Raw genomic sequence first — 25,649 nt, forward strand, 5'->3', positions numbered from 1 at the left:
GGGGCTGGATGAAAACGCAGCGTTGTTCGCGTTTAATGCGCCGGGTGCGCCAGGCGCATGCGTTCTCCACGGCGGCGCAGCATCTCCATAACGATCAACAGCAGCAGCGATGCGCCAATCATTAAGGTTGCGGCCGCAGCGATGGTTGGGTCAAGGTTTTCACGGATGCCGGCGAACATTTGTATCGGCAACGTGCGCTGGCGTGGGCTGGCGAGAAACAGCGTGACCACTACTTCATCAAACGAGGCGGCAAAGGCGAACAGCGCACCGGAAAACACCCCCGGCGCGATCAGCGGCAGGGTGATTTTACGGAACACCAGGAACGGGTTGGCGCCCAGGCTGGCGGCGGCGCGTGACAGCGTGGTGTCGTAGCTTTTCAGCACCGCGGTGACGGTGATCACCACAAACGGCACCCCGAGCAGCGCGTGCGCCAACACCAGCCCCAGGTAGCTGTTGAGCAGCGAAAGACGGGCGAAGAAAAAGAACATGCCGACGGCCACGATCACCACCGGCGCCACCATCGGCGAAATGATGATCGCCATCGCCAGGTTCTTGCCGCGGAATTCGGTGTGCGCCAGCCCCATCGAAGCCAGCACACCGAGCACCGTCGCTAGCAGGGTGGCGAGCGGCGCCACCATCAGGCTGTTGCCCAGCGCGCCAATCCACTCGGGCGAGTTGAAGAATGAACTGTACCAGCGCAGGGAAAACCCGGCTAACGGGTAGCTGAGAAACGAGCCGCTGTTAAAGGAAAGCGGCACGATGATCAGCACCGGCACAATCAGGAACAGCAACACCGCCGCGCTGTAGAAATTAAAGATCACTCGCCAAAAGTTGAGTAAGAAAGCCCCTTCCTGTTTCATCACTGTTCTCCTCGCCTTAATGGGCTGCCGCTTCGGCAGATGTGCGCGTGACGCGGATATACACCACATACAACAGCATCACGATCACCAGCAGTTGTGTACCGAGCGCCGCGGCCATACCCCAGTTCATGGTGGTATTGGTAAAGAAGGCCACGAAATAGCTCACCATTTGATCTTCCGGCCCGCCTAGCAACGCCGGGGTAACGTAGTAGCCGATCGCCATCATGAACACCAGCAGCGCGCCGGCGGTGACCCCAGCATAGGTTTGCGGCACGTAAACCCGCCAGAACGCGCTGAAAGGATGGGCGCCGAGCGAGATGGCGGCACGGACATAGTTGGGGGAAATGCCTTTCATTACCGCGTACAGCGGCAGCACGATAAACGGCATCAGGATATGGGTCATCGAGATGTAAACCCCGATGCGGTTGAACACCAGCGTTAGCGGATGATCGATGATATTCAGCTCCAGCAGGGCACGGTTAATCAGGCCGCCCGACTGTAGCAGCACAATCCAACTGGCGGTACGGACAATAAGCGACGTCCAGAACGGCAGCAGTACCAGGATCATCAGTACGTTGGCGCGGCCGGTGGGCTGCTTCGACAGCCAATAGGCCAGCGGGTAGCCAAAGCCGACGCACAGCAACGTTACCACCGTCGCCATCCACAGGGTGCGCAGCAGCACATTGACATACAGCGCCTGGTCGGCCGGCAGCTTCTCGATACTGCCGTTGTCGATGTTTACCTTACGGTCGAAAACCGCCAGCAGGTAATATGGCGTGACCGGCGCCGCCGCACGCTGTAGCGCATGCCAGGTGCTTAGCTCGCCCCACTGCGGCAGGGCTTTTATCAGCGCACCTTTCACGTCGTTGCCGTCTTTGGGCATGGCGCGCGGGGTGGCGGTGATCAGCCGGCGGAAACTGCTGTCTTCGTAGCTCATGCGTTTGGCGATGGTGGCGATTTTGCCGCTTTCACGCGCGGCGATCAGATCCTGGCCGACGCTGGCGAACAATGTTTCGTCAGGCAGAATTTGGCCGTCCCATTTTTCCAGCGCCACCAACGTATTGGGCATGGTTTCCTGCAGCTCGGGGTTTTGCACGCTTTTGATCAGGATCGCGCCAATTGGGAACAGGAAGCAGACCACGACAAAAATCAGCAAAGGGGCAATCAGCCACAGCGAACGGCGCGTTTTGGCGCCGTTGCCTTTGCTAAACCGCTGGGTTTGCGGAGGGGCCTGAGTTTTTGGGTTATTGTCCACGGTATTGTCCATGAGGGTGTTTTGGCTCATTGGCGGCAGGCTCCCTGACGTAGGTGAATCGGCAACTGCGGCCATTGCTGGCCGCATCAGGTGTTATTTCGACGCCCAGGCGTTGAAGCGTTGTTCCAGATCTTCGCCATGTTCAATCCAGAAGTTGGTATCGACCTGCAGCGAATTGGCCAGGTTATCCGGGGCGGTCGGCAACTGGGCCAACAGGCCGGGCTCAATCAGCTTGCTGGTGTTTTTGTTGGTCGGGCCGTAAGGGATATTTTCAGCAAACACCTTCTGGTTTTCCGGCTGGTTGGCGAAGGCGATGAACTGCTCCGCTAATGCCTTGTGCTTGGAGCCTTTGATGATGGCCCAGCTGTCCAGATCGTAAATGCTGTTGTTCCAGATGATGTTGAAGTCGTGGCCTTCTTTCTGTGCGGCACTGATACGGCCGTTGTAGGCGCTGGTCATCACCACGTCGCCCGAAACCAGCCATTGCAGCGGCTGCGCGCCGGATTCCCACCACTGAATATTCGGTTTGATCTGATCCAGCTTTTTAAAGGCGCGATCGACGCCGGCCGGCGTCGCCAGCACTTTGTAGATATCCTCACGTTTTACGCCGTCTGCCAGCAGGGCGATTTCCAGCGTGAACTTGGCGCTTTTACGCAGCGCGCGTTTGCCAGGGAATTTTTTCGTGTCCCAGAAGTCGTTCCAGCCGGTCGGGGCCTGTTTCAGCTTCTTCGCGTCGTAGGTCAGCACCGTTGACCACAGGAAAATCCCGGCGCCGCATTCGCTCACCGCGCCTGGCACAAAATCGCTCTCGTTGCCGAGCTTGCTCCAGTCGAGCGGTTCGAACAGCCCTTCATCACAGCCGCGCATCAGCTCGGGGCCCTCCACTTCGACCACGTCCCAACCCACCTGGCCGGTTTCGACCATCGCGCGGATGCGCGCCATTTCGCCGTTGTATTCGCCGGGTTCGATGGTACCTTTGCCCGCGGCGGCAAACGGTTTGTAGAAAGCCTTATCCTGAGCGTCCTTGTTCACGCCGCCAAATGACACCACGGTTAAGGTTTCAGCCTGGGCGGTGAATGCCATCATGGTTAAAACGGCAAGAGCAGCAATTTTCTTATGCATACGGTGACTCCTTGATAACGCGTAGTTGGAAGGGAAGACCCGAAATCAGTTGTACATATTTTGAAATATCATGGTGGAAACCATGCAGTTTACGTGCCATGCCAGCCAAACAGGCTGGGGCCGTTTTGCTGTGATAACACGGTTTATTCGCGTTGTTCTGGTGCGGCATGGCCTGGCGCGGCTAAACTGGCATCGTTTCACGTTTCCGGCGCGTCATCCCGGCAATGCTTGTTGTGCCGGGATGCCTGCGTTGTTCCGTTGCCCCCTTGCTTTTTAGCTTTTTGACGGTTTTATTATCCAGTGCCAGTTTTAACTATTTTGAGGTACCAATTTGCGATCGTTACTGGGTGACTTCCTTGCGCATCGGTTAAGCCAGCGGGAAAGCGGTGCGCTTGGCAAGCGCTTATACGATGCATTGCAGCAGGCGATTGAAGAGGGGGCCATTGCGCCGGCAACCCGGTTGCCTGCCTCGCGCGATCTGGCCCGGGAATTGTCCATTTCCCGTAACACCGTGCTGACCGCCTACGAGCAGTTGCAGTCAGAGGGATACCTGCAAACCCGCACCGGCAGCGGCACCTTCGTCAGCGAGCACTTGCCGGAGCCGCATCCGAACGCCGAAGCCTATGCCGCTGAAGATCAGGGCGCGCCATTTGGCCTGTTGTCGCTTTCCAAGCGCGGCACGCGCCTGTTGAGCCGCCGCGGCGCCAGCCCGTACCAGTGGGGCGCGTTTATGCCCGGCGTGCCGGACGTTAGCCACTTTCCCCATGACACCTGGCGCAAAATTCAAAACCGCCTGAGCCGGCGCTTGCCGGTGGAATCGCTGAGTTACTCGCACCCCAGCGGCTGCGTGCCGTTGCAGCAGGCGCTGGCCGAATACCTGCGGGTGGTGCGCTCGGTGGTGTGCACCGCGGATCAGATCGTCATCACCGCCGGCACTCACCAGTCGCTGGATTTTCTGGCGAAAATGCTGTGCGATCATGGCGATGTAGCCTGGATGGAAGAACCCGGCTACTGGGGTATCCGCAATGTGCTGTCGGTCAACGGTGTGGACATCGTGCCGATCCCGGTCGACGCCAATGGCCTGAACCCGCCGGCGCTGCGCGGCGATGATATCCCGCCGCGGCTGATTTGCGTCACGCCTTCCCACCAGTACCCGATGGGCATGGTGATGAGCCTGGAACGCCGCCACCAATTGCTTGAACTGGCGCAGACTTGGGGCAGTTGGGTGGTGGAGGATGATTACGACAGCGAGTTCCGCTTCAGTGAAAGCCCGATCCAGGCGTTGCAGGGGATGGTGCCCAGAGCACCGGTGATTTACCTCGGCACGTTCAGTAAAACGCTCTATCCAGGCATCCGCATCAGCTACATGGTGCTGCCGAAGCCGCTGGCGGCGCGCATGAAAATGGCGCATTCCGAGCTTTACCGCGGCGGCAACGGCCTGATGCAGCTGACGCTGGCGGAGTTTATCCGCGAGGGGCACTACGGTGCGCACGTTCGGCGTATGCGCCAGCTTTACAACAAGCGCCGTGCGGCGTTGATTGAGGTGATCACCCGTGAGCTGGGGCCGGAATTTCTGGCGCCGTACAACAACGCTGGGCTGCACCTGATTCTGGCGCTGCCGGACGGCATCGATGATGTGGCGGTGAGCGCTGAGCTGGAACAGGCCGGGGTGCTGACGCGCCCGCTGTCGGCCTACTACCTGGCCGGCGCCCAGCGGCGGGGATTGCTGCTGGGCTATGCCTGCGTGGATGAAGCGCACATTGAGACGGCATTCGCCCACGTGGTGCGCTGCCTGAAGCGGCGCCTGCCGCGTTGATCGCTGAGCTGCACCAGTGGCGTGCGCGGTCTGTGGTTGCCTAATCCTGCTGATTGGTTTTCGTTGGAAAAATAACAAAAAATAAAAACACAAATAAAACAATCACCTGATTGGGTGCCCAACAGGTGTTTTTTATTTTGTCTTGTCAAAAGCTGCTTGCTTTCGGAAATCCGCGGTGGTAATGCTTTAAAAAGAGCCCTCCACCGGAAGCTCGCTCTATGAGATTTATGCACGATTCGTGCCTGAACCGCAGCGAACGATTTGATGAGAGAATACCCATGAGGACGTTTGTCAGTTTTCGCAATGTTAAAAAGAGTTACGACGGCGATAAGTTGGTGGTTCGTAATCTCAATCTGGATGTGGAAGAAGGGGAATTTTTAACCCTGTTGGGGCCTTCCGGTTCGGGCAAAACCACCAGCTTGATGATGCTGGCTGGTTTTGAAAACCCCACCGAAGGGGAGATTTTGCTGCGCGATCGGCCGCTGCATAATTTGCCGCCGCATCAACGGGATATCGGCATGGTATTCCAGAATTATGCGCTGTTCCCGCACATGACGGTGGCGCAAAATCTGGCGTTCCCATTGACCATTCGCCGTATGAATAAATCGGATATTACCGATCGTGTTAAGCGCGTGCTGAACATGGTGAAACTGACCGATCTGGCGGATCGCTACCCGGCGCAGATGTCCGGTGGCCAGCAGCAGCGCGTGGCACTGGCGCGGGCGCTGGTGTTTGAACCCAAGCTGGTGCTGATGGATGAGCCGCTGGGCGCGCTGGATAAACAGCTGCGTGAACATATGCAGATGGAAATCAAACAGTTGCATGAGATGCTCAACCTGACGGTGGTCTATGTCACCCACGATCAGAGCGAAGCCATGACCATGTCGAACCGGGTGGCGGTGTTCAACGACGGCATGATCCAGCAGATGGACAGCCCGAATAAACTTTACGAAGAGCCGGAAAATGCCTTTGTGGCGCAGTTTATCGGCGAAAACAACAGCCTGTTGGCCACCCAAGTGGGCAAAGAGGGCGATTTTTATCAGGTGAAGCTGGACGACGGCACGCAATTGAGCGCGCTGAAAGTGCGGCCAAGTTCACCGGGCAAGAAAATCCAGCTTAGCATCCGCCCGGAGCGCATCAATGTTAACGCGCCGGAGGCGGGCGATGAGCAGGTTCGCGCCAAGATTCAGCAGTTTATCTACCTGGGCGATCACGTCCGCATGCTGACGGAAGTGGCCGGCCAGGGCAATTTTATGGTGAAGCTGGCGCCGGCGAAAATGGACAACAACTGGCGCGCCGGCAGCGAGGTGCTGCTTTCCTGGCAGCCGAAGCACCTGCGTGCGCTGGACGTGATGCTGCAATAACCGCGCCTGACGCTGCGCATCGAACCCCGCCAGCGGCTAACGCCGGCGGGGTTTTGTTTGGTTGCAGCGCCATGTGCGCACAACAACGGTGCAGGCTCGTCCGTTATGGTGCGTGCCGGCCACGTCAAAGCGCGCGGGCGAGCCGGGCAACAACCTGCGAGCAATTATTAATCATTTTATATCCAATGAGTTAACAATATAAAAACAAGCTGGTACATAAATTGCTTTAATCCGTCCAGTAGTTCGTATATCACCTGAAATCTCTGTTGCCCCGGCGGCCAGAGCAAGGTGGCGCCACAGATGATCCGGCAAAGATGCCCCGTCAACTCTCGCAGTTGATGGGGCTTTTTTTTTACCCAAGGAGCGCGTGAGCATGATTAAGCAGCCAGTTTCCGTTGCGGCAATACAATTTGAACCGACCCAGTTCCGTAAAGAAGAAAATATTCTCCAGTTGCTGGCACTTACCGAAGAGGCGGCGGCGCAGGGCGCGCGCCTGATCGTGATGCCGGAAATGGGCACCACCGGATATTGTTGGCTGGACCGCGATGAAGTGGCGCCCTATGTGGAGCCGGTGCCCGGCCCTACCACCGAACGCTTCGGCAAGATTGCGGCGCGCCACCAGTGTTACCTGGTGCTCGGGTTGCCCGAAGTCGATGAATATAGCGGGCTGTATTACAATTGCGCGGTGTTGATCGGCCCGGACGGCGTGATCGGCAAACACCGCAAAACCCACCCGTACATCTCCGAACCCAAATGGGCGGCCAACGGCGATCTGGGGCACCAGGTTTTCCCCACCCCGATCGGCAATATCGCGCTGTTGATCTGCATGGATATTCATTTTATTGAAACCGCGCGTCTGGCCGGGCTACAGCAGGCAGACGTGATATGCCACGTTAGCAACTGGCTGGCGGAGCGTACCCCGGCGCCTTATTGGATCAACCGTGCCTATGAAAACGGCTGTTATCTGATTGAGAGCAACCGCTGGGGGCTGGAACGCGGCGTGCAGTTCAGCGGCGGCAGTTGCATCATCGAACCTGACGGCCAGGTGCAGGCCTGGCGCGATACCGGCGATGGGATCGTGTATGGCGAACTGCGCCCGGCCGGCCAGCGTCAGAGCTTTTTGCCGCAGCGCCGGCCGGAATTGTACAAAGAGCTGATGACGCATACGTTTATGTGGAACCCGCTGGATTTCTTCGGCCTGTACGCGACCAAATCGTTGCCGGCCGGCAAGCGTTCGCGTATCGCCGTCGGCCAGTTCCAGCCGGGCGCCGATCTGGCGGCCAACCTCAGCCGGATTGAACGGCTGGCCGAACAGGCCAGCGCGCAGGGCGCGGAATTGCTCACGCTGCCGGAGCTGTGCCTGGCCGGCGCCGACGCGCCGATCGGCCTGCAGCACCCGGCGATCGCCAGCTTGATGGCGCTGGCCGCGCGCCTGCGCCTGTATCTGGTGGCCGGCACGGCGGAGCAGGGCGAGGATGATCGCTGTTACAACGCCGCCCTGCTGATTGGCCCGGACGGTCTGGCGGGGGTATACCGCAAAATCCACCTGACCGCCGGGGATAAAATCTGGGCCACGCCGGGTGATGAGTGGAAAACCTTTGATATTCCCTGTGGCCGCGTAGGTTTGCTGATCGGCCATGATATCCATTTCCCGGAGGCGGGGCGCATTTTGGCCATGCGCGGCTGCGACATCATCGCCTGCCCGGCGGCGTTGGATCTGCCTGGCCCGATGGCGCACCCAGGCACCGCGGTGCCCCATGATTACCCGATCGCCACCGGTGCGACGCGCTATCACTGGCTGCTGCCGCGGGTGCGGGCCGGCGAAAACAACGTTTATCTTGGCTACGCCAACGCCAATTTGTCCGGGCTGAGCGGCCTGTTTGGGCCGGATACCTTTGTCTGGCCGCGCAGTGAAGCGCTGATCACCACCGAACAGGGCCTGGCGGTGCTGGATATTGATACCAGCAATCTGGATTCCGGTTACCCCACCAATGTGGTGCGGCGTAAGGACCTGGTGGCCATGCGCCAGCCGCACTATTACCGGCCGTTGATCAATCCGATTGGCAGCGAATGTGAGTAAACGGGAGAACTATGTTTTCGACAGACAGCTACCCTTTGGCACGCGATCATCAGCATAAAACCACCATCCCGGTCGGCGTGCTCTATTCCGTATCGGGCCAATATGGCGGTATCGGCCGGGAAATGCTCAACGGCATTATGTTGGCGATTGAAGAAGTTAACGCCGATAACCGGCTGAACTTCACCCTGGCGCCGGTGATTTACGATCCGGCCTGCGATCTGGACAACTACTACCGTTACTGCCGCGATCTGCTGCACCGGCACGGGGTAAAGCACATTGTCGGCTGCTATACCTCGGCGTCGCGTAAGATCATTTTGCCGCTGGTGGAGGGCGCCAATGCGCTTTTGTGGCACAGCGCCCGTTATGAAGGCTTTGAAAGCAGCAGCAACGTGATGTATCTGGGCGCGGTGCCCAACCAGCATGTCTTGCCGATGCTGAGCTATGTGATGAACCACTATCCGGGGGAAATCTATCACGTCGGTTCGCACTATATCTGGTCGGAAGAGATCGACCGCATCACGCGCGATGCGCTGGATTGCCAGGGCGGCACCCTGATCCGCAGCCAGTTCCTGCCGCTGGGCGATACCGATGTTGAAGCGGTGATCCTGGATATTATCCGCCGGCGCCCGCCGGTGATCCTGGTCACGCTGGTGGGGATCTCGGCCTATCGCTTTTACCGCGTGTGGAAAAGCATGGCGCAGGATCATGAATTTCTGCGCTCAACGCATATTGCGCGGCTTAGCCTGACGCTGTGTGAATCGGAAGTGGCGATGGTGGGGGCTGATGCGCTGGAGGGCTATCTGGTTTCCGCGGTCTATTTTCAAAGCATCGACAACGAACAGAACCGCCAGTTTATTCAGCGTTACCGGCGCCGCTTCGGCGACAGCGCAACCCCGACGGTGGATGCGGAAGCGGCCTGGATGTGCGGGCACTTTTTGGCCCGGGCGATCAACCGCTGCGGCAGCGACGACATTTCGCTGGTGCGCGAGGCGGCATACGGCGAAAGCCTGGCGGCGCCAAATGGCACCACCCGCATCAATCGGGAAAATAATCATGCCAGCCTGACGCCGCGTTTGGCCCGGCTGCGCAAAGACGGCAGCTTCGAGATTCTGTGGCAGTCGCCGGAACCGGTAAAAGCGGATCCGTGGTTAACCTGGTCTGATTTTTCGCTATAGAACACGGTGCGAGGTGCAATGTGCAGAAAAAACGACTGATAGTGCGTGGTTTGAAAATTGCGCTGTTCGGCTGCTCGCCTCGTGACGAAAAGCACTTGCTGCTGCAGTTTCAGCGGCTTGGCATTCAGGGAAACAGCTTTGGCGATTTTCATCATGATGTGTTCAGCGAACCTTACGACGGCGTGATTTTTGATTCGGACAATAGCCAGCTTATTCGGCAAATCGGCCAGGGCAGTTGGCCCGAGCTGCCGAAAATCGCCCTGATGGGGCTGGAAACGCCTTCCCGCCTGGCGTGGGTGATCGATCAGGAGGTGGACGGCTGCCTGCGCAAACCGGTAAAAACCGACGGTATTTTATCGACGATTATTCTGGCGCGGCACCATTTTGAGCGCCAGCGCGCGCACAAAGATACGCTGCAACAACAGGAACTGCGTATTCGTTCACGGCGTTTTTTATTGTCGGCGCAGCTGTCCTTAATTCAGGAATTGAAATGCAGCGAGCAGCAGTCTTATGAATTACTGCGGCGTTTGGCGACTGAGCAACAGCAGACGGTAGAGGAATTCAGTATTATTTTTTTGGCGCGTAAGCAGGAGTGGTTATCAACGCTCAAGTCACGCTGCGGATAATATACCCTTCAGTTAACCCAGGGGGTACCCCAGGTTTATTGGCAAGGCTTGCCGCACCACAATGGGGAAAAGAATGCACTTAAACAGGTCGTCTGAATGCAGCGTTAATCAACGCGGGTCAGCGGAGAAAAATAAAATTAACCAATAATTTAACGAGTTAGGATATAAATAAAATAAACCGGGAGAATGGCATCACTTTTGCAACATACTGTTTACCAGTTAAGCTTTTCATTTTGTCGTCCCGTAAATTACCGTTTGATTGTGCATTGATTGTAATGCAGTAGTATAAACAGGACACCGGCAAAGATGCCCCGCAACTCGCAAGAGTTGACGGGGCTTTTTTTTTGCGCGGTATCCGCAACACCAGGCACGTTATCCGGCATTAAGTAAAAAAAGAGGAAAGACCATGAGCGATATTCTGGAGCCAACCACACCACCGAATATTCCGACCTTACGGATTAAAGCTATCCAGTCTTTATTGATTGAGAAGGGCTATCTGAAAGCGGAAGCGGTGGATGAAATTATCGATATTTTTGAGCACCGCTTTGGGCCGAAGAACGGCGCCAGGGTGGTCGCCAAAGCCTGGAGCGATCCGGCCTATAAGGCACGCCTGCTGGATGATGCCACGGCGGCCATCGCCGAGCTTGGTTTTACCGGCCTTGAAGGCGCCCACATGTTCGTGGCGGAAAACACCGTGGATGTTCACAACATGGTGGTGTGCACCCTGTGCTCCTGCTACCCGTGGCCGACGCTCGGGCTGCCGCCCACCTGGTATAAGGCGCCGCAGTACCGTTCACGCGCGGTGATCGAACCCCGGGCGGTGCTGGAAGAGTTCGGCGTGCAACTGCCGGCCAGCGTGGAAGTGCGGGTTTGGGACAGCAACGCCGAAATCCGTTACATGGTGCTGCCGCAGCGGCCGGCCGGCAGCGAGAACCTGAGCGAAGACCAACTGGCCGCGCTGGTAACGCGCGATTCGATGATTGGCACTGCGGTGCTGCCGCCGGTAGCCAAAGCTTGAACAGGAGAAAACGATGAACTCAATTCATGATGTCGGCGGTATGCATAACCTTGGCCCGGTGGCGATCAACCCCGGCGAACCGGTGTTTAAAGCCGAATGGGAGAAACAGGTATTTTCAACCATTGCGCTGTATTTTGCCGGTGGCCTGTGCCCGATTGACGAATTCCGCCATGCCATCGAGGTGATGGACCCGGCGGAGTACCTGAGCACGCCTTATTACGTGCACTGGTATCACGCGATGGAAACCCTGGGGCTGGATAACGGCCTGTTCACCGCCGAAGAGTTGGAAGCGAAAGTTCAGCAACTGGCGCAGCAGGAGAAAGCATGATGAAAATTTTAGAAAAAGATCAGGTTTATGGCGCGGTGAAAACCAACCCGGTGTACGTGCGCCCCACCGATCGCCCGGTGCGCTTTGCCGCCGGCGATAAAGTGCAGGCCAAAAATATCAACCCGCTGGGGCATACCCGCTTGCCGCGCTACGTGCGCGGCCGGATCGGCACCGTGGTGCGCCACCAGGGCTCCTTTGTGTTCCCGGACACCTACGCCCACGGCAAGGGCGAAAACCCGCAGCATGTTTACAGCGTGCGTTTTGAAGCGCAGGCGCTGTGGGGCGAAGAAACGCAGAGCAAAGACGCGGTCTACCTCGATCTGTGGGATGACTACATTGAGCCTGCCAACGGCGCCAAGGGGGAGTAAGCGATGATCAGCATGACCTTACAGACCACAGGCCAGGCGGATGAGCCGGAAATCGCTTTCGGCGAACCCTGGCAGGCCGAAGCCTTCGCCACGGCGCTGCAACTGTCGCGCAATGGCCTGTATCGCTGGAGCGAATGGGTGCAGACGTTTGCCGACACCATCCGCCAGCAGCCGCAGCGTGAGGGTGAAACCACCGGCGAAGCCTACTATCGCCAGTGGCTGAGCGCGCTGGAAACCTTGTTGCAGCAAAAGGCGCTGCTAAGCGGCGAGGATGTGATCGAGCGGCAGGCGCTGTGGCACCTGGCCTATCTGCACACGCCACATGGCCAGCCGGTTTCCCTGCATCGCATGGCGCATATTGCCGATCCCTGCACCACGCTCGATCGGGTGGCGCAGGATCATCATGCGCATCACCATCACCACCATGACGGCCACGGGCGCCTGGCGCCCAAGCCGATCACCGTGGTGCCGGGGCTACGTTAAGCGGGAACCGCCTTTTCATTCCGCAATCAGCTAAACAGGACGCTCGACCATGAGTGACGTATCACAGGGCCTTCAACACAAGGCCCCGGGCTCCTTACGGCCCAAAAAAGGCAAAATCCCGCCGTTGCGCGGGGCCACGCTGGCGGTGGTGGTCTATCTGATCATGTATGCGTTGTATGGCTGGTCGGAACCCAGCGCCTTCAGCGCCTACGCCATCGCCAACCTGATCAACAACGCCGCGCCGTTGGCGCTGGCGGCGGCCGGGCAAACGCTGGTGGTGCTGACGCGCGGGTTCGATCTGTCGCTGGCCGGGGTGATCTCCATCGCCAACGTACTGACCGCCCTGGTGCCGTTTGAAGGGCCGGGCGGCGCGCTGATTACCCTGCTGCTTTGCATGGGCGTCGGCGCGCTGTTTGGCCTGGTGAACGGCTACCTGGTGGCTTACCGCGGCATCCAGAGCATCGCCGCGACGCTCGGCACCATGATTATCGGCCAGGGGATTGCCCTGATCCTGATGCCGGTACCCGGCGGTTCGGTTGCCGAGTTCGTCAGCGATACGCTGACGGATACGCTATGGCAGACCATTCCGGTGTCGGCGCTGGTGCTGGCGGTATTTGCGCTGGTGTGGTTGGCGATCAAGCGCACCGATACCGGCATTGCGCTGTATGCCATCGGCGCGGACGACACCGCCGCCGGGCTGTCCGGCATCGGCGCGGACGACACCGCCGCCGGGCTGTCCGGCATCGGCGTGAAGTGGGCGCGCTGTAAGGCTTTCATCCTGGCGGGCTGCTTTTACGGCGCCGCCGGGTTTATGCTCAGCGCGCAAACGGCCACCGGCGATCCCAACTCCGGGCTGCCTTTTTTGCTGCTGTCGTTTGCCTCGGTGGCGCTGGGCGGCACCAGCCTCAGCGGCGGGCGTGGCGGCGCTTTCGGTTCGATGGTGGGGGCGGCGGTATTGCTGCTGATGCAAAAGATGCTGTTCGCGATGGGCGTTTCATCCTTCTACATCGGCTTTTTCCAGGGGGTATTGCTGATTTTCGCGATCGTCTGCGAAAAGCTGCTTAACCGCCCGACACGCGCAGGAGCAAGCTCATGAATAAATCAACCCTCACGGTGCCCGGCGAAGGCTGTATCGATCAGCGCGGTAGCAGCCGCTTCAACCCGGAAGCCGTGGCGCCGTTGCTGCTGCTGGCGGTGACCGTGTTGATGATCCTGTTTTCCCGCGCGATTAGCCCCGCGTTGGGCTCCTGGGCACAGGTATTGATGATTATCACCCTGACCTCGTTCCTGCTGGTGGTGGCGTTTGGCCAGGGGCTGGTGATCTTGGCCGGCGGCATGGATTTGTCGGTGGCTTCACTGTTTATGTACGGCGGCGTGATGTCGGCAGGCATGATCGGCAGCAGTGGCGACAATATCGCCTATATGCTGCCCTTTATCCTGCTGTCCGCGGCGGCCATCGGCGCCATCAGCGGGCTGGGGATCACGCTGCTGCGCATCCCGCCGTTCATTATGACGATGGGCACCGGGATTATCGTGGCCTCACTGGCCCTGGGCGCCAGCGGCGGCAGCACCCTGGGCGCATCGCCCCGGCTGCTGACCGAGCTGGTGAAAGGAAACCTGTTCGGCGTTCCGTGCATTGTGCTGTTCTTTATCGTCTTTAGTCTGCTGGGGCTGGCGATACAAACCCGCACGGTGTTTGGGCGCAATTTGTATGCGCTGGGCGGCAGCGCGGGGGCGGCGAAGGTCAGCGGTATCCCGGTGGGGGCGACTACCGTGGGCGCTTACGCGCTCAGCGGCCTGTGTGCGGCGCTGGGCGGGGCATTGCTCACGGGCTATTCCGACGGCGCAACCCTGCGCATGGGCGATCCCTACCTGTTGCCTTCCATCGCCGCGGTGGTGGTGGGGGGATCGTCGATTCTCGGCGGCAAGGGCACGTTTATCGGCACCATTGCCGGAGCGTTGTTTTTAGTCACCGTGGATTCGGTTATTGCCGCCACCGGGCTCGATCAGGGGTGGCGGTTAATTGTCTCCGGCGCCATTATCACCGTGGCGTTATTGTTCCAGTCCGGTTCGGCAAATTCATTTATTTTTCTGACCGGCAAAACCAGGGCGTTATTTACGCGTTAATAAAACGACGTTGTTTCATTCACAATAACAGTGCAATCCAATATATTTCCGGCAGCGGCCCGGCGGGATCCGCGCGTGCTTAATGCTTGACGTATAACGGGTGAATATTAGGAGTTAATTATGTTTCTGCATACACGTCTTAAAAGATGTGCGGCCGCGGCCGCCCTCACGCTGGGGTTACTGGGTTATTTTTCCGCGGCGCACGCCGAGGAGGAGCCGAAGAAATATAAAATTTACCTGAGTTTAAGCTATAGCGGGAATAACTGGATGAGTGAAACCGCCAATATCATCAAGGCGCTGGCGAAAACGCCGCCTTACGACAAAATGGTTGAATTGACCGAGGTTATTTCCGGCACCGATCCGCAGGCGCAAATATCGGCTTATGAAAGTATGATTGCCGCTAAAGCCGACGGCATTATCAGCTTCCCGATTTCACCCACCGCGCTCAATCGGGTGGTGCGGCGCGGCTGCAGCCAGGGGGTGAAGTTCTTCATGTTTGACTCCACGGTAACGGAAAAATGTGCCTACAACGTGAGCTATATTTCCGCCGGCGCCGGCGAGAATATGGCGCAGGAATTGGTTAATCAGCTCGGCGGCAAAGGGAAGATATTTATGAACCGCGGCGTGCCGGGCACGTCGGTCGATAAGCGCCACTATGACGGCGCCATGCATATCTTCGCGAAATACCCGCAGATCCAGGTGGTGTCTGAATACTACGGCTACTGGGATGACCGCATCAGCCAGCGTGAAACCGCCAAAGCGTTGGCGGCGCACCCGGATGTTGACGGTATCTGGTCGGAACTGGGCGAGGCCGGCGTGCTGAACGCGGTGGCCGATCGCAAAGGCCGCATGATGCCGATCATGGGCGAAAACATGAACGGTTTCCGTCTGGGCTTCCTCAACGCTGATTATCGCCAGCGCGGCCTGAACGGCGTTTCTGCCGGTTCACCACCCGCCACGGCCGGTTATGCTTTCAAGCTGATGATGGAAGTGCTTACGGGCAAGCGCAAGCTGGAGCCCACCAATATCGAATATCCATTGCCGTGGGTCACCGCCGATCAGATCAAACTGTGCCAAGGCCGCACCATTGCCAATGGCTGCAACGTGTTTGAAAAAAATCTGGTGCCGGAAGGCTTCTCCACCGAAATCTACCATCCGCAATACCTGCCGGAGATCTCGCTGGATTCAGCGCTGAAAGGCATCCCGACGCCGGGCGCCACCATCCAACCGTTGCCGGCGGAGATCGTTAAAGCGGCGGATGAGCCGGGCATTAACTGCGAACGCTGCCAGGCGGCGCCGGATCAGTACAAGCTGACCAAAGTGCAGCCGACCGTTCAACCCTGATCCCCATATCCCGGTGGTGCCGGCCACCACCGGGAAGGAGGTACCCGACCATGCAACAACTGATGTCAGAAGGTATGCAGCTTTCGGCGGTCGCCAAATCCTATGGCGCGACCGTGGCGCTGGAAAGCGTCTCAATGCACATTGCGCCAGGGCAGGTTCAGGCGATTCTGGGGGAGAACGGGGCGGGGAAATCGACGCTGGTGAAAATCCTGTCCGGCGTGGTGGCGCCCAACGCCGGCAGCATCACGCTGGAGGGCAAGGCCTACACGCCGCGCACTCTGGTGCAGGCGCGCCATACCGGTGTCAGCACCGCCTTTCAGGAGCTTAGCCTGTTACCCAACCTGAGCGTGGCGCAGAACTTTTTCCTGCCGAAGTCATTAAAGCAGCAGATCGTCTTTAGCTCGCCCAAACGGATGTTGAGCCAGGCGGAGCAGATCCTGGCGGATCACAACGTTTTTGATATCCCGGCCGGCGCCAGCGTCGACAGTCTTTCTCTGGCGGCGCGCCAGCGGATCGAGATCGTGCGGGCAATGCATTACCGCCCGCGGCTGCTGATCCTGGATGAGCCGACCGGCGCGTTGGCCGATGTCGACTGGCTGTTTGCCTTGATTCGTCGCCTGACGGCGATGGGCACCGCGGTGCTGTATATTTCCCACCGCCTGGCCGAGATCCGGGCGATCGCCAGCCATGCCACGGTGCTGCGCAGCGGCAAAACCATCTCGACGGTGCAACTGGCGCAGGTCACCAATGGCGATATCTTTGAAATGATGGTGGGCCGGCGCTCTGCGCGCAGCCAGGCCGCCGCGCGGGCGACGCCGCAGCGGCAACAGGCGGCGCTGGTGGCCAACGATCTGTGCGGGCAAAATTTCCGCGATGTGTCTTTCCAACTGTTTAAAGGCGAGATCCTTGGCGTAGCCGGCCTTGAGGGGCAGGGCCAGCGCGAACTGTTCCGCACGCTGGCGGGCCTGATGCGCCCGCAGGGCGGGCAAATGCTGTTGCAGGATCATGAAGTTACGCTGCGTAACCCGCGTGACGCGTTGCATAAGCATGGCGGCATCGCCTTTGTGGCCGAGGATCGTAAAAGCGAGGGGATTTTCCCCACGCTCTCGACGGCGGCAAATGTCACCCAACCGGTTTTGCAACGTTTTGCCCGTGCGGGGCTGATTTTTGGCGATCGCGAGCGGCGATCGATCCAGGGCGTCGCGCCTGAAGTGGAACTGAGCGAGCGCTATTTGAACTTCAAAATCAGTAACCTTTCCGGCGGCAATCAGCAAAAGGCGTTGATTGCCCGCGCGCTGTTGACCGGCGCAGAAACGCTGCTGCTGTTTGATCCCACCCGTGGCGTTGACGTGGGCACCAAAGAGATCATCTACCAGGCGATCAATCGCTTTGCCGCTAAAGGCGGGGCGGTGCTGGTGTATTCAACGGATCTGGCTGAACTACAGGCGCTGGTGGATCGCTGCCTGATCATGTATAGCGGGCGGATCGTCGCCGATCTGCCGCAGGAGCAGCTTGATGAAGGGGAGATGGTCGGCTTTATGACTGGTAACCGTGCGGGCTAAGGGGGTTTCCCGCGCCGATGGGCCGCGGGAATGCCGCCAGAGCGCCGGTTGTGGCGCAACCGTGGGCGTTATTTCCGCGCCAGCAGGGTGGCGAAACGCAGGCGGATACGGTTGCCTTCGGCATCGGTTTTATGCAGTGCGCCCACGTCCTCGTTGTATTTGATGATATCCCAGCCCTGGTAGGCGTTTTTCAGTTCGCCGGGCTTAAAAGTGAACGGGAAGGGCAGCGGGCACGGGTAGTCAGGGGTATCCATTGCGGCGACGATCAGGTTATAGCCGCCGGGCACGGTGCTGGCCTGCATGTCCAGCAGCAGGCGCGGTATGGTGGAGGGCTCCAGGAACATCATCACCACCGTCGAGAGGATAAAATCATACTGGCCGCTAAGGCGCAGGCTGTTGAGATCCCGCTCGGCGGCGGTGATGTTGCTCAGCCTTTCTTGATCGATAATGCCGTTGAGCGTGGCGATGCTTAGTGGGTTTTTATCCCAGGCGGTTACGTTGAAGCCTTTCAGGTTCAGATACAGCGCATTGCGCCCGCTGCCGCAGCCCAGATCCAACGCGTTGCCGGGGGCGAGCTGCTCCACGGCGGCAATGACTTCAGAGTGGGTGCGCGTCAGGCCGTGTTTTTTCTGGTAGTAGTCTTCCGCGCTGCAGTAAAACGCCAGTTGGCAGAGCATATCGGCAGAACAGGAAACGATGCGGTGCCATTGCTGCGGCTCCACGAACGGCGGCTGGCTTTCCGGGGTGAACTGCAGGGTTTGAGTGGTTTCCCCGGCTTCGGTCATCAATGCAAAATCCAACGTGCCGCGCAGTATCCGCAGCCTGGCCCAGGTGCCGGCTTGCGTGTTGTGTTTTTGCCGGAAAGCCGCGGGCAGCGTGGCGTTGTCCCATTGCGGCATGGTTTTATAGCAGAATAGTGTTTCCATGGGTTTTCCCCTGATGTGGCGCCGGTTTCGGCCTGATGATGATTAATAAGATGTATATAAAATACACCTTATCGGCAGTGATTAACATGGCCGGCAGGCGTTTTTCCGCCGTGTGGGCTGGATCATAATGCCCGGCTGGGATAACGTCACCGCAGTCTATTCGATGATCTTCAGGGAAAAAATGCCAAATTACCGTATTTTTGCGCCGCGTGGCTGCGTGCTGGCTGCGTTGCTGGCGCTGGCCGGCTGTACCAGCAAAGCCCCCGAGGCGCCGGCGCCGCGCCCGGCGGACGTTAAAGCGCAATTGGGCCGGCTGCTGCCGGCAAATGCCAGCGATCGCCAGGGCTGGGCCACTGACATTACCGCCGCCTTTGTGGCGCAGGGCATCCCCGCCAGCAATGAGAACCTGTGCGCGGTATTGGCCGTTACCGAGCAGGAGTCCACCTTCCAGGCTAACCCGCAGGTGCCGGGGCTGGCGAAAATCGCCTGGCAAGAGATCGATCGCCGCGCCGGCCAAATGCATATTCCGCCGTTTTTGGTGCACACCGCGTTGTTGATCACATCGCCAAGCGGCAAAAGCTATAGCGAACGTTTGGACAAAGTGCGTAGCGAAAAAGAACTGAGCGAGATCTTTGATGATTTCATCGATATGGTACCGATGGGGCAGAAGCTGTTTGGCCGCCTGAACCCGGTGCGCACCGGCGGGCCGATGCAGGTCAGCATTGCGTTCGCCGAGGCGCACGCCAAAGGTTACCCCTACGCCATCGACGGCTCGATTCGCCGTGAAGTGTTCAGCCGCCGTGGCGGCATGTATTTCGGCATCATGCACTTGCTTGGCTACCCGGCTGATTACAGCCAGCCTATTTATCGCTTTGCCGATTTCAATGCCGGTTGGTACGCCAGCCGCAATGCCGCGTTCCAAAGCGCGGTCAGCCGCCTGAGCGGCATTCCTCTGGCGTTGGACGGCGATGTGATCAATTACGGCACGGACAAGCCCGGTTCAACCGAACTGGCGGTGCGCTCGTTGGGCACGCGCCTGGCGCTGAGTGATTCGGCGATCCGTCGTGCGTTGGAAAAAGGCAACGAGCAGGCGTTTGAAGACACTACGCTCTACCAGCGGGTTTATGCACAGGCAGATAAGGCCGCCGGTAAAACGCTGCCGCGGGCGATACTGCCGGGCATTTCGCTGGAAAGCCCGAAAATCACCCGCAAGCTGACCACCGCCTGGTTTGCCAAGCGGGTGGACGAGCGCTACCAGCGCTGCCTGGCCAGGGCGCAGTAGCTGGCTAGAAGAAGGCTGACCACAGCGATGAAATAGGCATCGCCAGCACCAGCGCCGGCAGCATGTTCGCCACCGGGAACAGTTTGATGCCGCAGATGCGTAGCCCGGTCGCCAGCATCATCAGCCCGCCAACGGCAGAGAAATCCGCCTGCATGGCGGTGGTAGTGAGCGGCAGGATAAACACCGCGCCGAATGCCAGCAGCAGTTGGATCGCCATTTGGGGAATGGCGATCAGCGCCACGGCGATCCCCAGCGAGGCAGCGAAAATGGTGGCGGTGAACAGATCGAGAAACGATTTGGCGATCAGCACGCTGGCATCGCCGGTCATGCCTTCGTGCATCGATCCGAAAATGCCGGTGCCGCTGGCGCAAAACAGCACCACAATGGCGACGAACGCGTCCAAAAACTCCTGTTGGCCGCCGGCCGGCGCCGAGCGCGCGGGTGAACGCTGGGCGATAAGCCCGCGCGCCCAACCGGCAAGGCGGCCAATGCCGCGCTCAATGTAGCAAAGCTCGCCAATCAGGGCGCCAAGCACCAGCGACAGCACCATAACCGGCATGTGCGCCACTTTGACAATCAGCACCACGCCCATGCCCATGGAGGCAATGCCGAACGTTAAAGGCAACGCCAGGCGCACCCGCTCCGGCAGTTTGTTGCTTAGTACGGCGCCGGCGATGCCGCCCAGCATAATTGCCGCCGCATTGATAAATGGCCCAACAACCATCATTCCCGTCTCCCAAAATTAAAATATTGCCCCTGCCATACGCCTGCGCGTTGCAGCCGCCACTATACACAAAATCATTCAAGGTGCATCGAGGCGGCAAGTGAGGAAATCCGCGGGAGCATAGATAACTCTGTGACCGGGGTTGCTGAACGCAGCCAACAAAGCGGCAGCTTGAAGGATGACATGTATATATCTGCCGGCATTAAAATTACCCGCCTGCTGGTGGTGCGCTAAACTTTTGTCATAAACGCGTTGGTTTTGCCGGTTATCCTGCAAATTATTTCGAGTATAGGTTTTTTCTGATAGAGCGCGGTACCGGATATGGGCAGAATCGCTGACACCCGATATTGCACATGCCGCTAGGTGAAGCCATACCTAATATCACACGATGCCAGCCGTCTGGAATCGAGTAACCACCCGCATGCCTGCAACGTGCAGTATGACGGGGATAGGCCGTTGATATTCATGCCTCTGGCGATAACGAAACTTAATAGACCGTCAACAAGTGATAAAAGTCGCTGGATAAAGAAAATACAGTTCTTGATATTCTCCATACGATCGGTAAGAATCCCCGGCCTTAATTTATGCAGGAGTTCTATGATGTTTTTTAAACGGACACTTTTGGCTTGCTCCCTGGCGTTGATATTTCCTGCACTGCCTTCTTATGCCGAGGTTAGTGCAGAAAATGGCAATGTGCAGCAGACGGAGAATCCGGGGTTATGGCAACGCTTCAAAAGCAATGTGGCGGAAACCTGGAACAACTCGCCGAATCATGACGTATACCTGCCGGCGATTACCTGGCATAACCGTTGGACTTACGATCAGGAAAAGATCGACAAGTACAATGAGCGGCCGTGGGGCGCAGGCTATGGTATTTCGCGTTTCGATCAGGACGGTGATTGGCACGGTATTTATATCATGGCATTCAAGGATTCCTTCAATAAATGGGAACCGATTGGCGGCTATGCCTATGAGAAAATCTGGCGCCCGCTGGATGATAAGGATTTCCGGCTGGGGTTAGGTTTTACCACCAGCGTTACCGCACGCCATAACTGGGACTATATTCCGATCCCGGCACCGCTGCCGTTGGCTTCTATCGGCTATAAGCGGTTGACCTTTCAAGCCACGTATATTCCGGGCACATACAATAACGGCAACGTATTCTTCGCGTGGCTGCGCTGGCAGTTTTAACCTGCAAGGGCCGGTAACACGGCCCCCTGTGATATCGCCCGATATTTTCTTCCTCTATTCCTAAAATACTGCGTTGGCCAAGATAAAAGGAACTTGTCGGCACGGTGGGCGTCCATATAGCGCTTAATAGGATTATTTGGCTTTTAACGTATAACGCTGATTTTTGGCCGTTATCATGAAGAAAAAACAGGAGTTTTCGCATTATGAGCAACAAATATCGTGTATTGCTGGCGCTGGCATTGAGCGCAACCATGGCCTGCGGCGCCGCCCAGGCGGCTGGCCTGATGGATTCCCTCAGCAGTGCGGCGGGTGAGTTGAGCAAATCGGGGAGCAGCGATAGCGGCAGTACCTCTCTGTCTTCATTAACCGGCCTGCTGAACGGCGGCAATAACGCATTGAGTTCCGGCAGCATGACCAACGCCGCCGGCGTTCTGCAATATTGTGTGAAGAACAACGTGCTGTCGCAAAGCGGCACCGAAACGGTGAAAGACAAACTGTTGGGTAAGCTGGGCATCAGCAGCAGCGAAAACGCCAATAGCCAGGATTACCAGCAAGGGCTGGGCGGCCTGTTGCAGACCCGCGAAGGCAAGAGTGTGGATCTCAACAGCCTTGGCAGTTCGCAACTGACAGAGAAAGTGAAACAAAAAGCCTGCGATCTGGTGTTGCAGCAGGGTAAAGCTTTTATTTCCTGATCATAGACGGCGCGGCCGCCGCGCCGGTAATTCAGACGCTATTAGCCAAGGTGGGCTACATGAATAAAACGTTGGTTCCTTCCCGCATTTCCCCTGCGCGGCGCGCGATTGCCGCCTACTGCCTGCCGCTGTTGGCGGCCGTTACATTGCTGCCTGGGTGCAGCCGTGCGCCAAACCGCGAAGCACCGCCGCCGCCGCGGGCGACGATCGGTATGGCGAACCCCGCAGACGTTTATTGTACGCAAATTGGCGGCACGCTCTCCGCCAAAAAAAATGACCAAGGGCAGTACAGTATCTGCACGCTGCCAAACGGTGAGGCACTCGACAGCTGGGCGCTGTTCCGCCGCGATCACCCGGTGAAAAAATAGCCGCAGTTAAAACCCGCCGTTGCCGATCGGGTGGTACGGTATTCCTTCCGCCGCCGCCAATTGCAGGGAAAGCCGCTGCTGCGGCGTTTTATCCAGGGCAAGCGGCGGGGACTGGAAAAAACAGCCGCTGTTGATATCCTTGATTTTCACCACATATTCCTGCGCCGGCGTGATTTTTATATTGAAGCGCCCGCTGGCGGGAATGAAAACCTCGGCCGATTGCTGCGGCGCGTTCTGGGGCTCGAGTTTCACCACCACGGGGAAGTTGTTGTGTTGATTATCCAACGTCAACGACGGCGCATTGGCGCCGGCCTGGCGCGTTGGCGGGTGCAGGTAGCCAGCGGCGCTTGGCCAGGGTTGCCCGTTGTTATCATGCAGCGGCCCGTCGCAGTGTTCACGCGCTTCACGGTGCGGTAACTCACGCGTAATGGCATAATGGCGTAAGGGCGCGGCGGCCAGTTCGTCACTGGGCTGAGGCGCGCGAAGATAGTGCTTGATGCCGAACAGCGCGGCCGCCAGCAGCATAAAGAAAACAAAAATCGTCAGGCGATTTTTGAAGATCCCTCCAGCCAACCTGCCGGGCAATTTGAACAGCCATTTTACGATTTCTACCAGCATCGTTTTTCCTTCGCGCTTAAATCGTTACGTCTGGGGTAACGTTATTTCACCAGTATAGCCAACATCTTTATTTGCAACGTTTTTTCTGCCGGCGGCATTACCGCGCCCGCCAGTGCCGGCCTGCGTCATCATCCTGCATAGGCAACTGAATGAAATACCGGGGAAAAACCGCGACATTTACGCATCTTTACCTTCGGAGTGATTGAAATATCAACAGCCCGGCCCAATATAATAGCCTGTTCAGCCAAAACAAGGAGCATGTATGGGCATCAGTGAAGAAGAGTCTATCCGCCGGCTTAGCAACGAAAAGAACGCGGTGGGGAATATGGCAAAATGGGTGGCGATTGTCTCTGCGGCTTATTTTATTTTGATGGTGTTTTACGGCCATCCGGCTGACGTTTTGGCGATGTCCGGCACGGTGTTTGTGGTTTCAGCCGTCACCTGGCTGCGCAAACGGCGGAAGGTGAAAATCTATCGGCAGGCGCTGGCGAAAATCGACGGCGCGGAGACCGCACAGCAGCCCTGAACGCTGCCACCCGCCAATTATCGGCATTTTGCCCGCATTTTGCGCTGGCCGGGCAGCGTTATTGCTGTTTGTTGGCCTTGTGTGAGTTTTCGCGTTGATAGATGCCGGCGGCAAAGCCAATACCCTGCGCGCCGAACACCCTGACTATCCTCTCTGGCCTCTGTTGGGCTACACCATTCACATCAAAGAAATGAACCGTCGTCGTCGTTGAGGTCGCTATCGAAGCCGCTATCGGTCAAATCATTGTCGTTTGAATAATCTGCCTGCTGGAACCCCGCATCGCCATTATTGAACGTATCCAGATTGTTGGCGGCGTCAAACTGCTGCATCGCGCTGTCATCAGCCGGTGCTTCATTGATGATGTTAACGATTTCTTCCGGTTGGGTATGGTGGAACATGCCGGTTAGCATATCGGCCAACATTACGCCGCCCGCCACGCCCGCCGCGGTTTGTAACGCGCCGCCAAGGAAACCCGCCGCCCGGGAAGGCGCGGCCTGCGGCTGGCTGTATTGTGGGTTGCCCCAGGCGGCGTTATTTTGCTGGGTTGGCTGCGGCGCCTGGGGCGTGCGGTTGCCGCCGCCGAACAGCCCGGCCAGAAAGCCGCCGCTGCCCTGTTGGCCGGCATTATTTTGCTGTAACTGGGCCACCTGGTTTTCTAGCTCTTTCACCCGTTGATCCATCTGTTTCAGCGCCGCTTCCTGAATGATCAGCGCCTGCGCCATATAATACGGGGCGGCCGGTTGTGCGCGGATGTACTGGCTAATTTGCTGTTCAGCCTGGCGATCCCGCGGGCCTGTTTTTTGCTCTGTGTCTTTCAGGCGGCTAAACAGACCATCGATAAGGCGTTGTTCTTCCGTTTGCATAAGTTAACCTCGCGAAGATGCAAATCACGTGATGAAAATCATCATGGATAACGTCCACCCTAGCGCGTTCATGCGGCATGATAAATCGCCCGTAGGTAAAGCTATTTGTGAATTTGTTACCAGTTACGGCAGCGGGATTAACATCACCAGCTTCAACCCGCTGTTTTCCGCCGGGTGGAAGGTCATTTGCCGAAAGCGCAGCCGGCCTTGCCGGGCGTGAATAAATTCCCGTTCGCCACCTTCGCGCGCCATCACATCGTGCTGTTGCCACCAGTGGTTAAAGGCTTCGCTGTTCTGCGTCATGTGGCGCACAAACGCGCGCATCTCTTCGGTGCCCTGATGATGGCTGGTTTCGGCGCGAAACTCGGCCACGATGCGTTTGGCGCGCTCATCCCAACTGCTCACCAGGGTTTTTGCCAACGGATGGAAAAACATAAAGTGCAGCAGATTCGGCGTATCGGCCCGATCGAGCCAGCCGCAGAACAACTGCTCAGCCTGCGCGTTCCAGGCCACAATATTCCAGGTGTTGCCCAGCAGGTAACTGGGCACGGCGATCTGCTGCACGCTTTGCAGCAGCGCGTCGTTGGTGGTTTCCTGCTGCTGTTCCTGCGCCGGATCGGCCATGCGCGCCAGGGTAAACAGATAGTGGCGCTCGGCCGGCCCCAGGCGCAGCGCTTGCGCAATACGCGCCAGGGTGTCTGGGGAGATGGAGACATCGCGCCCTTGTTCAATCCAGGTATACCAGGTGGCGCTGATGCCGCTGATTTGCGCCAGCTCTTCGCGGCGCAGCCCGCTGGTACGGCGCCGGGGCGCACTGGGCAGGCCGAGCATCTCCGGCGTAATACGTTCACGGTGCGCGCGCAAAAACGCGCCCAGGGCCTTGGGGCCGGATAAAGCGTCTGTTGGCATAAGGGTAGTACCTATTCATACT

26 protein-coding genes are annotated in these 25,649 nt (G+C 58.2%); 18 read left to right on the forward strand and 8 right to left on the reverse strand.

The annotated features are described in order from the left end of the window. Positions 1 to 32 precede the first annotated feature (32 nt). From ABFX35_RS01135 to ABFX35_RS01145, 3 genes are all read right to left on the reverse strand, one after another. On the reverse strand, positions 33 to 860 hold the full coding sequence (locus tag ABFX35_RS01135) for an ABC transporter permease (protein ID WP_279026654.1): 828 nt from the start codon (positions 858 to 860) through the stop codon (positions 33 to 35). A gap of 16 nt (positions 861 to 876) precedes the next feature. Continuing rightward, the gene (locus ABFX35_RS01140; RefSeq protein ID WP_428832153.1) at positions 877 to 2,145 is read right to left on the reverse strand and encodes an ABC transporter permease; all 1,269 of its coding nucleotides are present in this window, start codon (positions 2,143 to 2,145) and stop codon (positions 877 to 879) included. Between the two features lie 63 nt (positions 2,146 to 2,208). Next, positions 2,209 to 3,237 (reverse strand): ABC transporter substrate-binding protein, encoded by a 1,029-nt coding sequence (locus tag ABFX35_RS01145; protein ID WP_279026652.1) that lies wholly within the window; start codon positions 3,235 to 3,237, stop codon positions 2,209 to 2,211. 331 nt (positions 3,238 to 3,568) lie between these two features. On the opposite strand from ABFX35_RS01145, the gene pdxR reads away from it, so the two are divergent. The 13 genes from pdxR to ABFX35_RS01210 all read left to right on the forward strand — a co-directional run bounded on the left by pdxR (position 3,569) and on the right by ABFX35_RS01210 (position 17,528). Further along, positions 3,569 to 5,053, forward strand: a complete 1,485-nt coding sequence (gene pdxR, locus ABFX35_RS01150; protein ID WP_279026650.1) for a MocR-like pyridoxine biosynthesis transcription factor PdxR — start codon at positions 3,569 to 3,571, stop codon at positions 5,051 to 5,053. A 278-nt stretch (positions 5,054 to 5,331) separates the two neighbouring features. Then, complete coding sequence (locus tag ABFX35_RS01155) at positions 5,332 to 6,417, forward strand: ABC transporter ATP-binding protein (RefSeq protein ID WP_346078697.1); 1,086 nt, start codon at positions 5,332 to 5,334, stop codon at positions 6,415 to 6,417. 373 nt (positions 6,418 to 6,790) lie between these two features. Beyond that, positions 6,791 to 8,497, forward strand: a complete 1,707-nt coding sequence (locus ABFX35_RS01160; RefSeq protein WP_346078698.1) for a nitrilase-related carbon-nitrogen hydrolase — start codon at positions 6,791 to 6,793, stop codon at positions 8,495 to 8,497. An 11-nt stretch (positions 8,498 to 8,508) separates the two neighbouring features. Beyond that, on the forward strand, positions 8,509 to 9,672 hold the full coding sequence (locus ABFX35_RS01165) for a transporter substrate-binding domain-containing protein (RefSeq protein ID WP_346078700.1): 1,164 nt from the start codon (positions 8,509 to 8,511) through the stop codon (positions 9,670 to 9,672). A 20-nt stretch (positions 9,673 to 9,692) separates the two neighbouring features. Next, entirely contained in the window at positions 9,693 to 10,298 is a 606-nt protein-coding gene (locus tag ABFX35_RS01170; protein WP_131929008.1) for an ANTAR domain-containing response regulator, read from the forward strand. Between the two features lie 406 nt (positions 10,299 to 10,704). Next, positions 10,705 to 11,316 carry a nitrile hydratase subunit alpha gene (gene nthA / locus ABFX35_RS01175; protein ID WP_346078702.1) on the forward strand — a complete coding sequence of 204 codons (612 nt, stop codon included), beginning with the start codon at positions 10,705 to 10,707 and terminating at the stop codon, positions 11,314 to 11,316. A 13-nt stretch (positions 11,317 to 11,329) separates the two neighbouring features. Beyond that, on the forward strand, positions 11,330 to 11,644 hold the full coding sequence (locus ABFX35_RS01180; RefSeq protein ID WP_250645090.1) for an SH3-like domain-containing protein: 315 nt from the start codon (positions 11,330 to 11,332) through the stop codon (positions 11,642 to 11,644). Continuing rightward, the gene (locus ABFX35_RS01185; protein ID WP_268993564.1) at positions 11,641 to 12,012 is read left to right on the forward strand and encodes an SH3-like domain-containing protein; all 372 of its coding nucleotides are present in this window, start codon (positions 11,641 to 11,643) and stop codon (positions 12,010 to 12,012) included. The genes ABFX35_RS01180 and ABFX35_RS01185 overlap by 4 nt, the downstream gene beginning before the upstream one ends. A gap of 3 nt (positions 12,013 to 12,015) precedes the next feature. Further along, a complete protein-coding gene (locus ABFX35_RS01190; RefSeq protein WP_346078705.1) occupies positions 12,016 to 12,495 on the forward strand; it encodes a nitrile hydratase accessory protein in 480 nt (159 codons plus the stop codon). A 49-nt stretch (positions 12,496 to 12,544) separates the two neighbouring features. Then, positions 12,545 to 13,591 carry an ABC transporter permease gene (locus ABFX35_RS01195; RefSeq protein WP_346078707.1) on the forward strand — a complete coding sequence of 349 codons (1,047 nt, stop codon included), beginning with the start codon at positions 12,545 to 12,547 and terminating at the stop codon, positions 13,589 to 13,591. Continuing rightward, on the forward strand, positions 13,588 to 14,622 hold the full coding sequence (locus ABFX35_RS01200) for an ABC transporter permease (protein ID WP_346078709.1): 1,035 nt from the start codon (positions 13,588 to 13,590) through the stop codon (positions 14,620 to 14,622). Before ABFX35_RS01195 ends, ABFX35_RS01200 begins: the two co-directional genes overlap by 4 nt. 120 nt (positions 14,623 to 14,742) lie before the next feature. Then, positions 14,743 to 15,966 (forward strand): sugar ABC transporter substrate-binding protein, encoded by a 1,224-nt coding sequence (locus tag ABFX35_RS01205; protein ID WP_346078711.1) that lies wholly within the window; start codon positions 14,743 to 14,745, stop codon positions 15,964 to 15,966. Positions 15,967 to 16,016: 50 nt separating this feature from the next. Beyond that, positions 16,017 to 17,528, forward strand: a complete 1,512-nt coding sequence (locus ABFX35_RS01210) for a sugar ABC transporter ATP-binding protein (RefSeq protein WP_346078713.1) — start codon at positions 16,017 to 16,019, stop codon at positions 17,526 to 17,528. A gap of 68 nt (positions 17,529 to 17,596) precedes the next feature. On the opposite strand, the gene tehB is transcribed toward ABFX35_RS01210, so the two are convergent. Further along, a complete protein-coding gene (gene tehB / locus ABFX35_RS01215) occupies positions 17,597 to 18,454 on the reverse strand; it encodes an SAM-dependent methyltransferase TehB (RefSeq protein WP_279028212.1) in 858 nt (285 codons plus the stop codon). A 181-nt stretch (positions 18,455 to 18,635) separates the two neighbouring features. On the opposite strand from tehB, the gene ABFX35_RS01220 reads away from it, so the two are divergent. Beyond that, positions 18,636 to 19,736, forward strand: coding sequence for a DUF1615 domain-containing protein (locus ABFX35_RS01220; protein WP_346080807.1), 1,101 nt, complete (start codon positions 18,636 to 18,638; stop codon positions 19,734 to 19,736). Between the two features lie 4 nt (positions 19,737 to 19,740). Here ABFX35_RS01220 and ABFX35_RS01225 read toward each other — a convergent pair whose 3' ends face one another. Beyond that, positions 19,741 to 20,460 carry a DUF554 domain-containing protein gene (locus ABFX35_RS01225; RefSeq protein WP_346080809.1) on the reverse strand — a complete coding sequence of 240 codons (720 nt, stop codon included), beginning with the start codon at positions 20,458 to 20,460 and terminating at the stop codon, positions 19,741 to 19,743. Positions 20,461 to 21,057: 597 nt separating this feature from the next. On the opposite strand from ABFX35_RS01225, the gene pagP reads away from it, so the two are divergent. The 3 genes from pagP to ABFX35_RS01240 all read left to right on the forward strand — a co-directional run bounded on the left by pagP (position 21,058) and on the right by ABFX35_RS01240 (position 22,711). Continuing rightward, on the forward strand, positions 21,058 to 21,651 hold the full coding sequence (gene pagP, locus ABFX35_RS01230; RefSeq protein WP_183096718.1) for a lipid IV(A) palmitoyltransferase PagP: 594 nt from the start codon (positions 21,058 to 21,060) through the stop codon (positions 21,649 to 21,651). Between the two features lie 203 nt (positions 21,652 to 21,854). Beyond that, complete coding sequence (locus ABFX35_RS01235) at positions 21,855 to 22,343, forward strand: YjjA family protein (RefSeq protein WP_095845663.1); 489 nt, start codon at positions 21,855 to 21,857, stop codon at positions 22,341 to 22,343. 59 nt (positions 22,344 to 22,402) lie between these two features. Then, entirely contained in the window at positions 22,403 to 22,711 is a 309-nt protein-coding gene (locus ABFX35_RS01240) for a putative hemolysin (RefSeq protein WP_346078716.1), read from the forward strand. A 6-nt stretch (positions 22,712 to 22,717) separates the two neighbouring features. On the opposite strand, the gene ABFX35_RS01245 is transcribed toward ABFX35_RS01240, so the two are convergent. Beyond that, complete coding sequence (locus ABFX35_RS01245) at positions 22,718 to 23,329, reverse strand: hypothetical protein (protein ID WP_346078717.1); 612 nt, start codon at positions 23,327 to 23,329, stop codon at positions 22,718 to 22,720. 262 nt (positions 23,330 to 23,591) lie between these two features. Here ABFX35_RS01245 and ABFX35_RS01250 point away from each other — a divergent pair, with 262 nt between their 5' ends. After that, positions 23,592 to 23,855, forward strand: a complete 264-nt coding sequence (locus tag ABFX35_RS01250; protein WP_279027032.1) for an ABC transporter ATP-binding protein — start codon at positions 23,592 to 23,594, stop codon at positions 23,853 to 23,855. A gap of 182 nt (positions 23,856 to 24,037) precedes the next feature. Here the strand turns inward: ABFX35_RS01250 and ABFX35_RS01255 are convergent, their stop codons facing one another. Together ABFX35_RS01255 and ABFX35_RS01260 are read right to left on the reverse strand one after the other, a co-directional pair. Continuing rightward, positions 24,038 to 24,718 carry a DUF2076 domain-containing protein gene (locus tag ABFX35_RS01255; protein WP_279027031.1) on the reverse strand — a complete coding sequence of 227 codons (681 nt, stop codon included), beginning with the start codon at positions 24,716 to 24,718 and terminating at the stop codon, positions 24,038 to 24,040. A 123-nt stretch (positions 24,719 to 24,841) separates the two neighbouring features. Next, positions 24,842 to 25,627, reverse strand: a complete 786-nt coding sequence (locus ABFX35_RS01260; RefSeq protein ID WP_346078720.1) for a helix-turn-helix transcriptional regulator — start codon at positions 25,625 to 25,627, stop codon at positions 24,842 to 24,844. Positions 25,628 to 25,649 lie beyond the last annotated feature (22 nt).

Source organism: Gibbsiella dentisursi, from assembly GCF_039539505.1.
In the GTDB taxonomy this organism is placed as follows: Bacteria; Pseudomonadota; Gammaproteobacteria; order Enterobacterales; family Enterobacteriaceae; genus Gibbsiella; species Gibbsiella quercinecans.

What these genes read in the sequence shown, in the direction of transcription:
- ABFX35_RS01140 (WP_428832153.1), bottom strand. Translation starts at nt 2,145, where the DNA reads ATGAGCCAAAACACCCTCATGGACAATACCGTGGACAATAACCCAAAA.
- ABFX35_RS01190 (WP_346078705.1), top strand. Translation starts at nt 12,016, where the DNA reads ATGATCAGCATGACCTTACAGACCACAGGCCAGGCGGATGAGCCGGAA.
- tehB (WP_279028212.1), bottom strand. Translation starts at nt 18,454, where the DNA reads ATGGAAACACTATTCTGCTATAAAACCATGCCGCAATGGGACAACGCC.
- ABFX35_RS01210 (WP_346078713.1), top strand. Translation starts at nt 16,017, where the DNA reads ATGCAACAACTGATGTCAGAAGGTATGCAGCTTTCGGCGGTCGCCAAA.
- ABFX35_RS01195 (WP_346078707.1), top strand. Translation starts at nt 12,545, where the DNA reads ATGAGTGACGTATCACAGGGCCTTCAACACAAGGCCCCGGGCTCCTTA.
- ABFX35_RS01185 (WP_268993564.1), top strand. Translation starts at nt 11,641, where the DNA reads ATGATGAAAATTTTAGAAAAAGATCAGGTTTATGGCGCGGTGAAAACC.
- ABFX35_RS01240 (WP_346078716.1), top strand. Translation starts at nt 22,403, where the DNA reads ATGAATAAAACGTTGGTTCCTTCCCGCATTTCCCCTGCGCGGCGCGCG.
- ABFX35_RS01155 (WP_346078697.1), top strand. Translation starts at nt 5,332, where the DNA reads ATGAGGACGTTTGTCAGTTTTCGCAATGTTAAAAAGAGTTACGACGGC.
- ABFX35_RS01135 (WP_279026654.1), bottom strand. Translation starts at nt 860, where the DNA reads ATGAAACAGGAAGGGGCTTTCTTACTCAACTTTTGGCGAGTGATCTTT.
- ABFX35_RS01255 (WP_279027031.1), bottom strand. Translation starts at nt 24,718, where the DNA reads ATGCAAACGGAAGAACAACGCCTTATCGATGGTCTGTTTAGCCGCCTG.
- ABFX35_RS01200 (WP_346078709.1), top strand. Translation starts at nt 13,588, where the DNA reads ATGAATAAATCAACCCTCACGGTGCCCGGCGAAGGCTGTATCGATCAG.
- ABFX35_RS01145 (WP_279026652.1), bottom strand. Translation starts at nt 3,237, where the DNA reads ATGCATAAGAAAATTGCTGCTCTTGCCGTTTTAACCATGATGGCATTC.
- ABFX35_RS01245 (WP_346078717.1), bottom strand. Translation starts at nt 23,329, where the DNA reads ATGCTGGTAGAAATCGTAAAATGGCTGTTCAAATTGCCCGGCAGGTTG.
- ABFX35_RS01220 (WP_346080807.1), top strand. Translation starts at nt 18,636, where the DNA reads ATGCCAAATTACCGTATTTTTGCGCCGCGTGGCTGCGTGCTGGCTGCG.
- nthA (WP_346078702.1), top strand. Translation starts at nt 10,705, where the DNA reads ATGAGCGATATTCTGGAGCCAACCACACCACCGAATATTCCGACCTTA.
- ABFX35_RS01235 (WP_095845663.1), top strand. Translation starts at nt 21,855, where the DNA reads ATGAGCAACAAATATCGTGTATTGCTGGCGCTGGCATTGAGCGCAACC.
- ABFX35_RS01250 (WP_279027032.1), top strand. Translation starts at nt 23,592, where the DNA reads ATGGGCATCAGTGAAGAAGAGTCTATCCGCCGGCTTAGCAACGAAAAG.
- pagP (WP_183096718.1), top strand. Translation starts at nt 21,058, where the DNA reads ATGATGTTTTTTAAACGGACACTTTTGGCTTGCTCCCTGGCGTTGATA.
- ABFX35_RS01180 (WP_250645090.1), top strand. Translation starts at nt 11,330, where the DNA reads ATGAACTCAATTCATGATGTCGGCGGTATGCATAACCTTGGCCCGGTG.
- ABFX35_RS01205 (WP_346078711.1), top strand. Translation starts at nt 14,743, where the DNA reads ATGTTTCTGCATACACGTCTTAAAAGATGTGCGGCCGCGGCCGCCCTC.
- ABFX35_RS01160 (WP_346078698.1), top strand. Translation starts at nt 6,791, where the DNA reads ATGATTAAGCAGCCAGTTTCCGTTGCGGCAATACAATTTGAACCGACC.
- ABFX35_RS01260 (WP_346078720.1), bottom strand. Translation starts at nt 25,627, where the DNA reads ATGCCAACAGACGCTTTATCCGGCCCCAAGGCCCTGGGCGCGTTTTTG.
- ABFX35_RS01165 (WP_346078700.1), top strand. Translation starts at nt 8,509, where the DNA reads ATGTTTTCGACAGACAGCTACCCTTTGGCACGCGATCATCAGCATAAA.
- ABFX35_RS01225 (WP_346080809.1), bottom strand. Translation starts at nt 20,460, where the DNA reads ATGGTTGTTGGGCCATTTATCAATGCGGCGGCAATTATGCTGGGCGGC.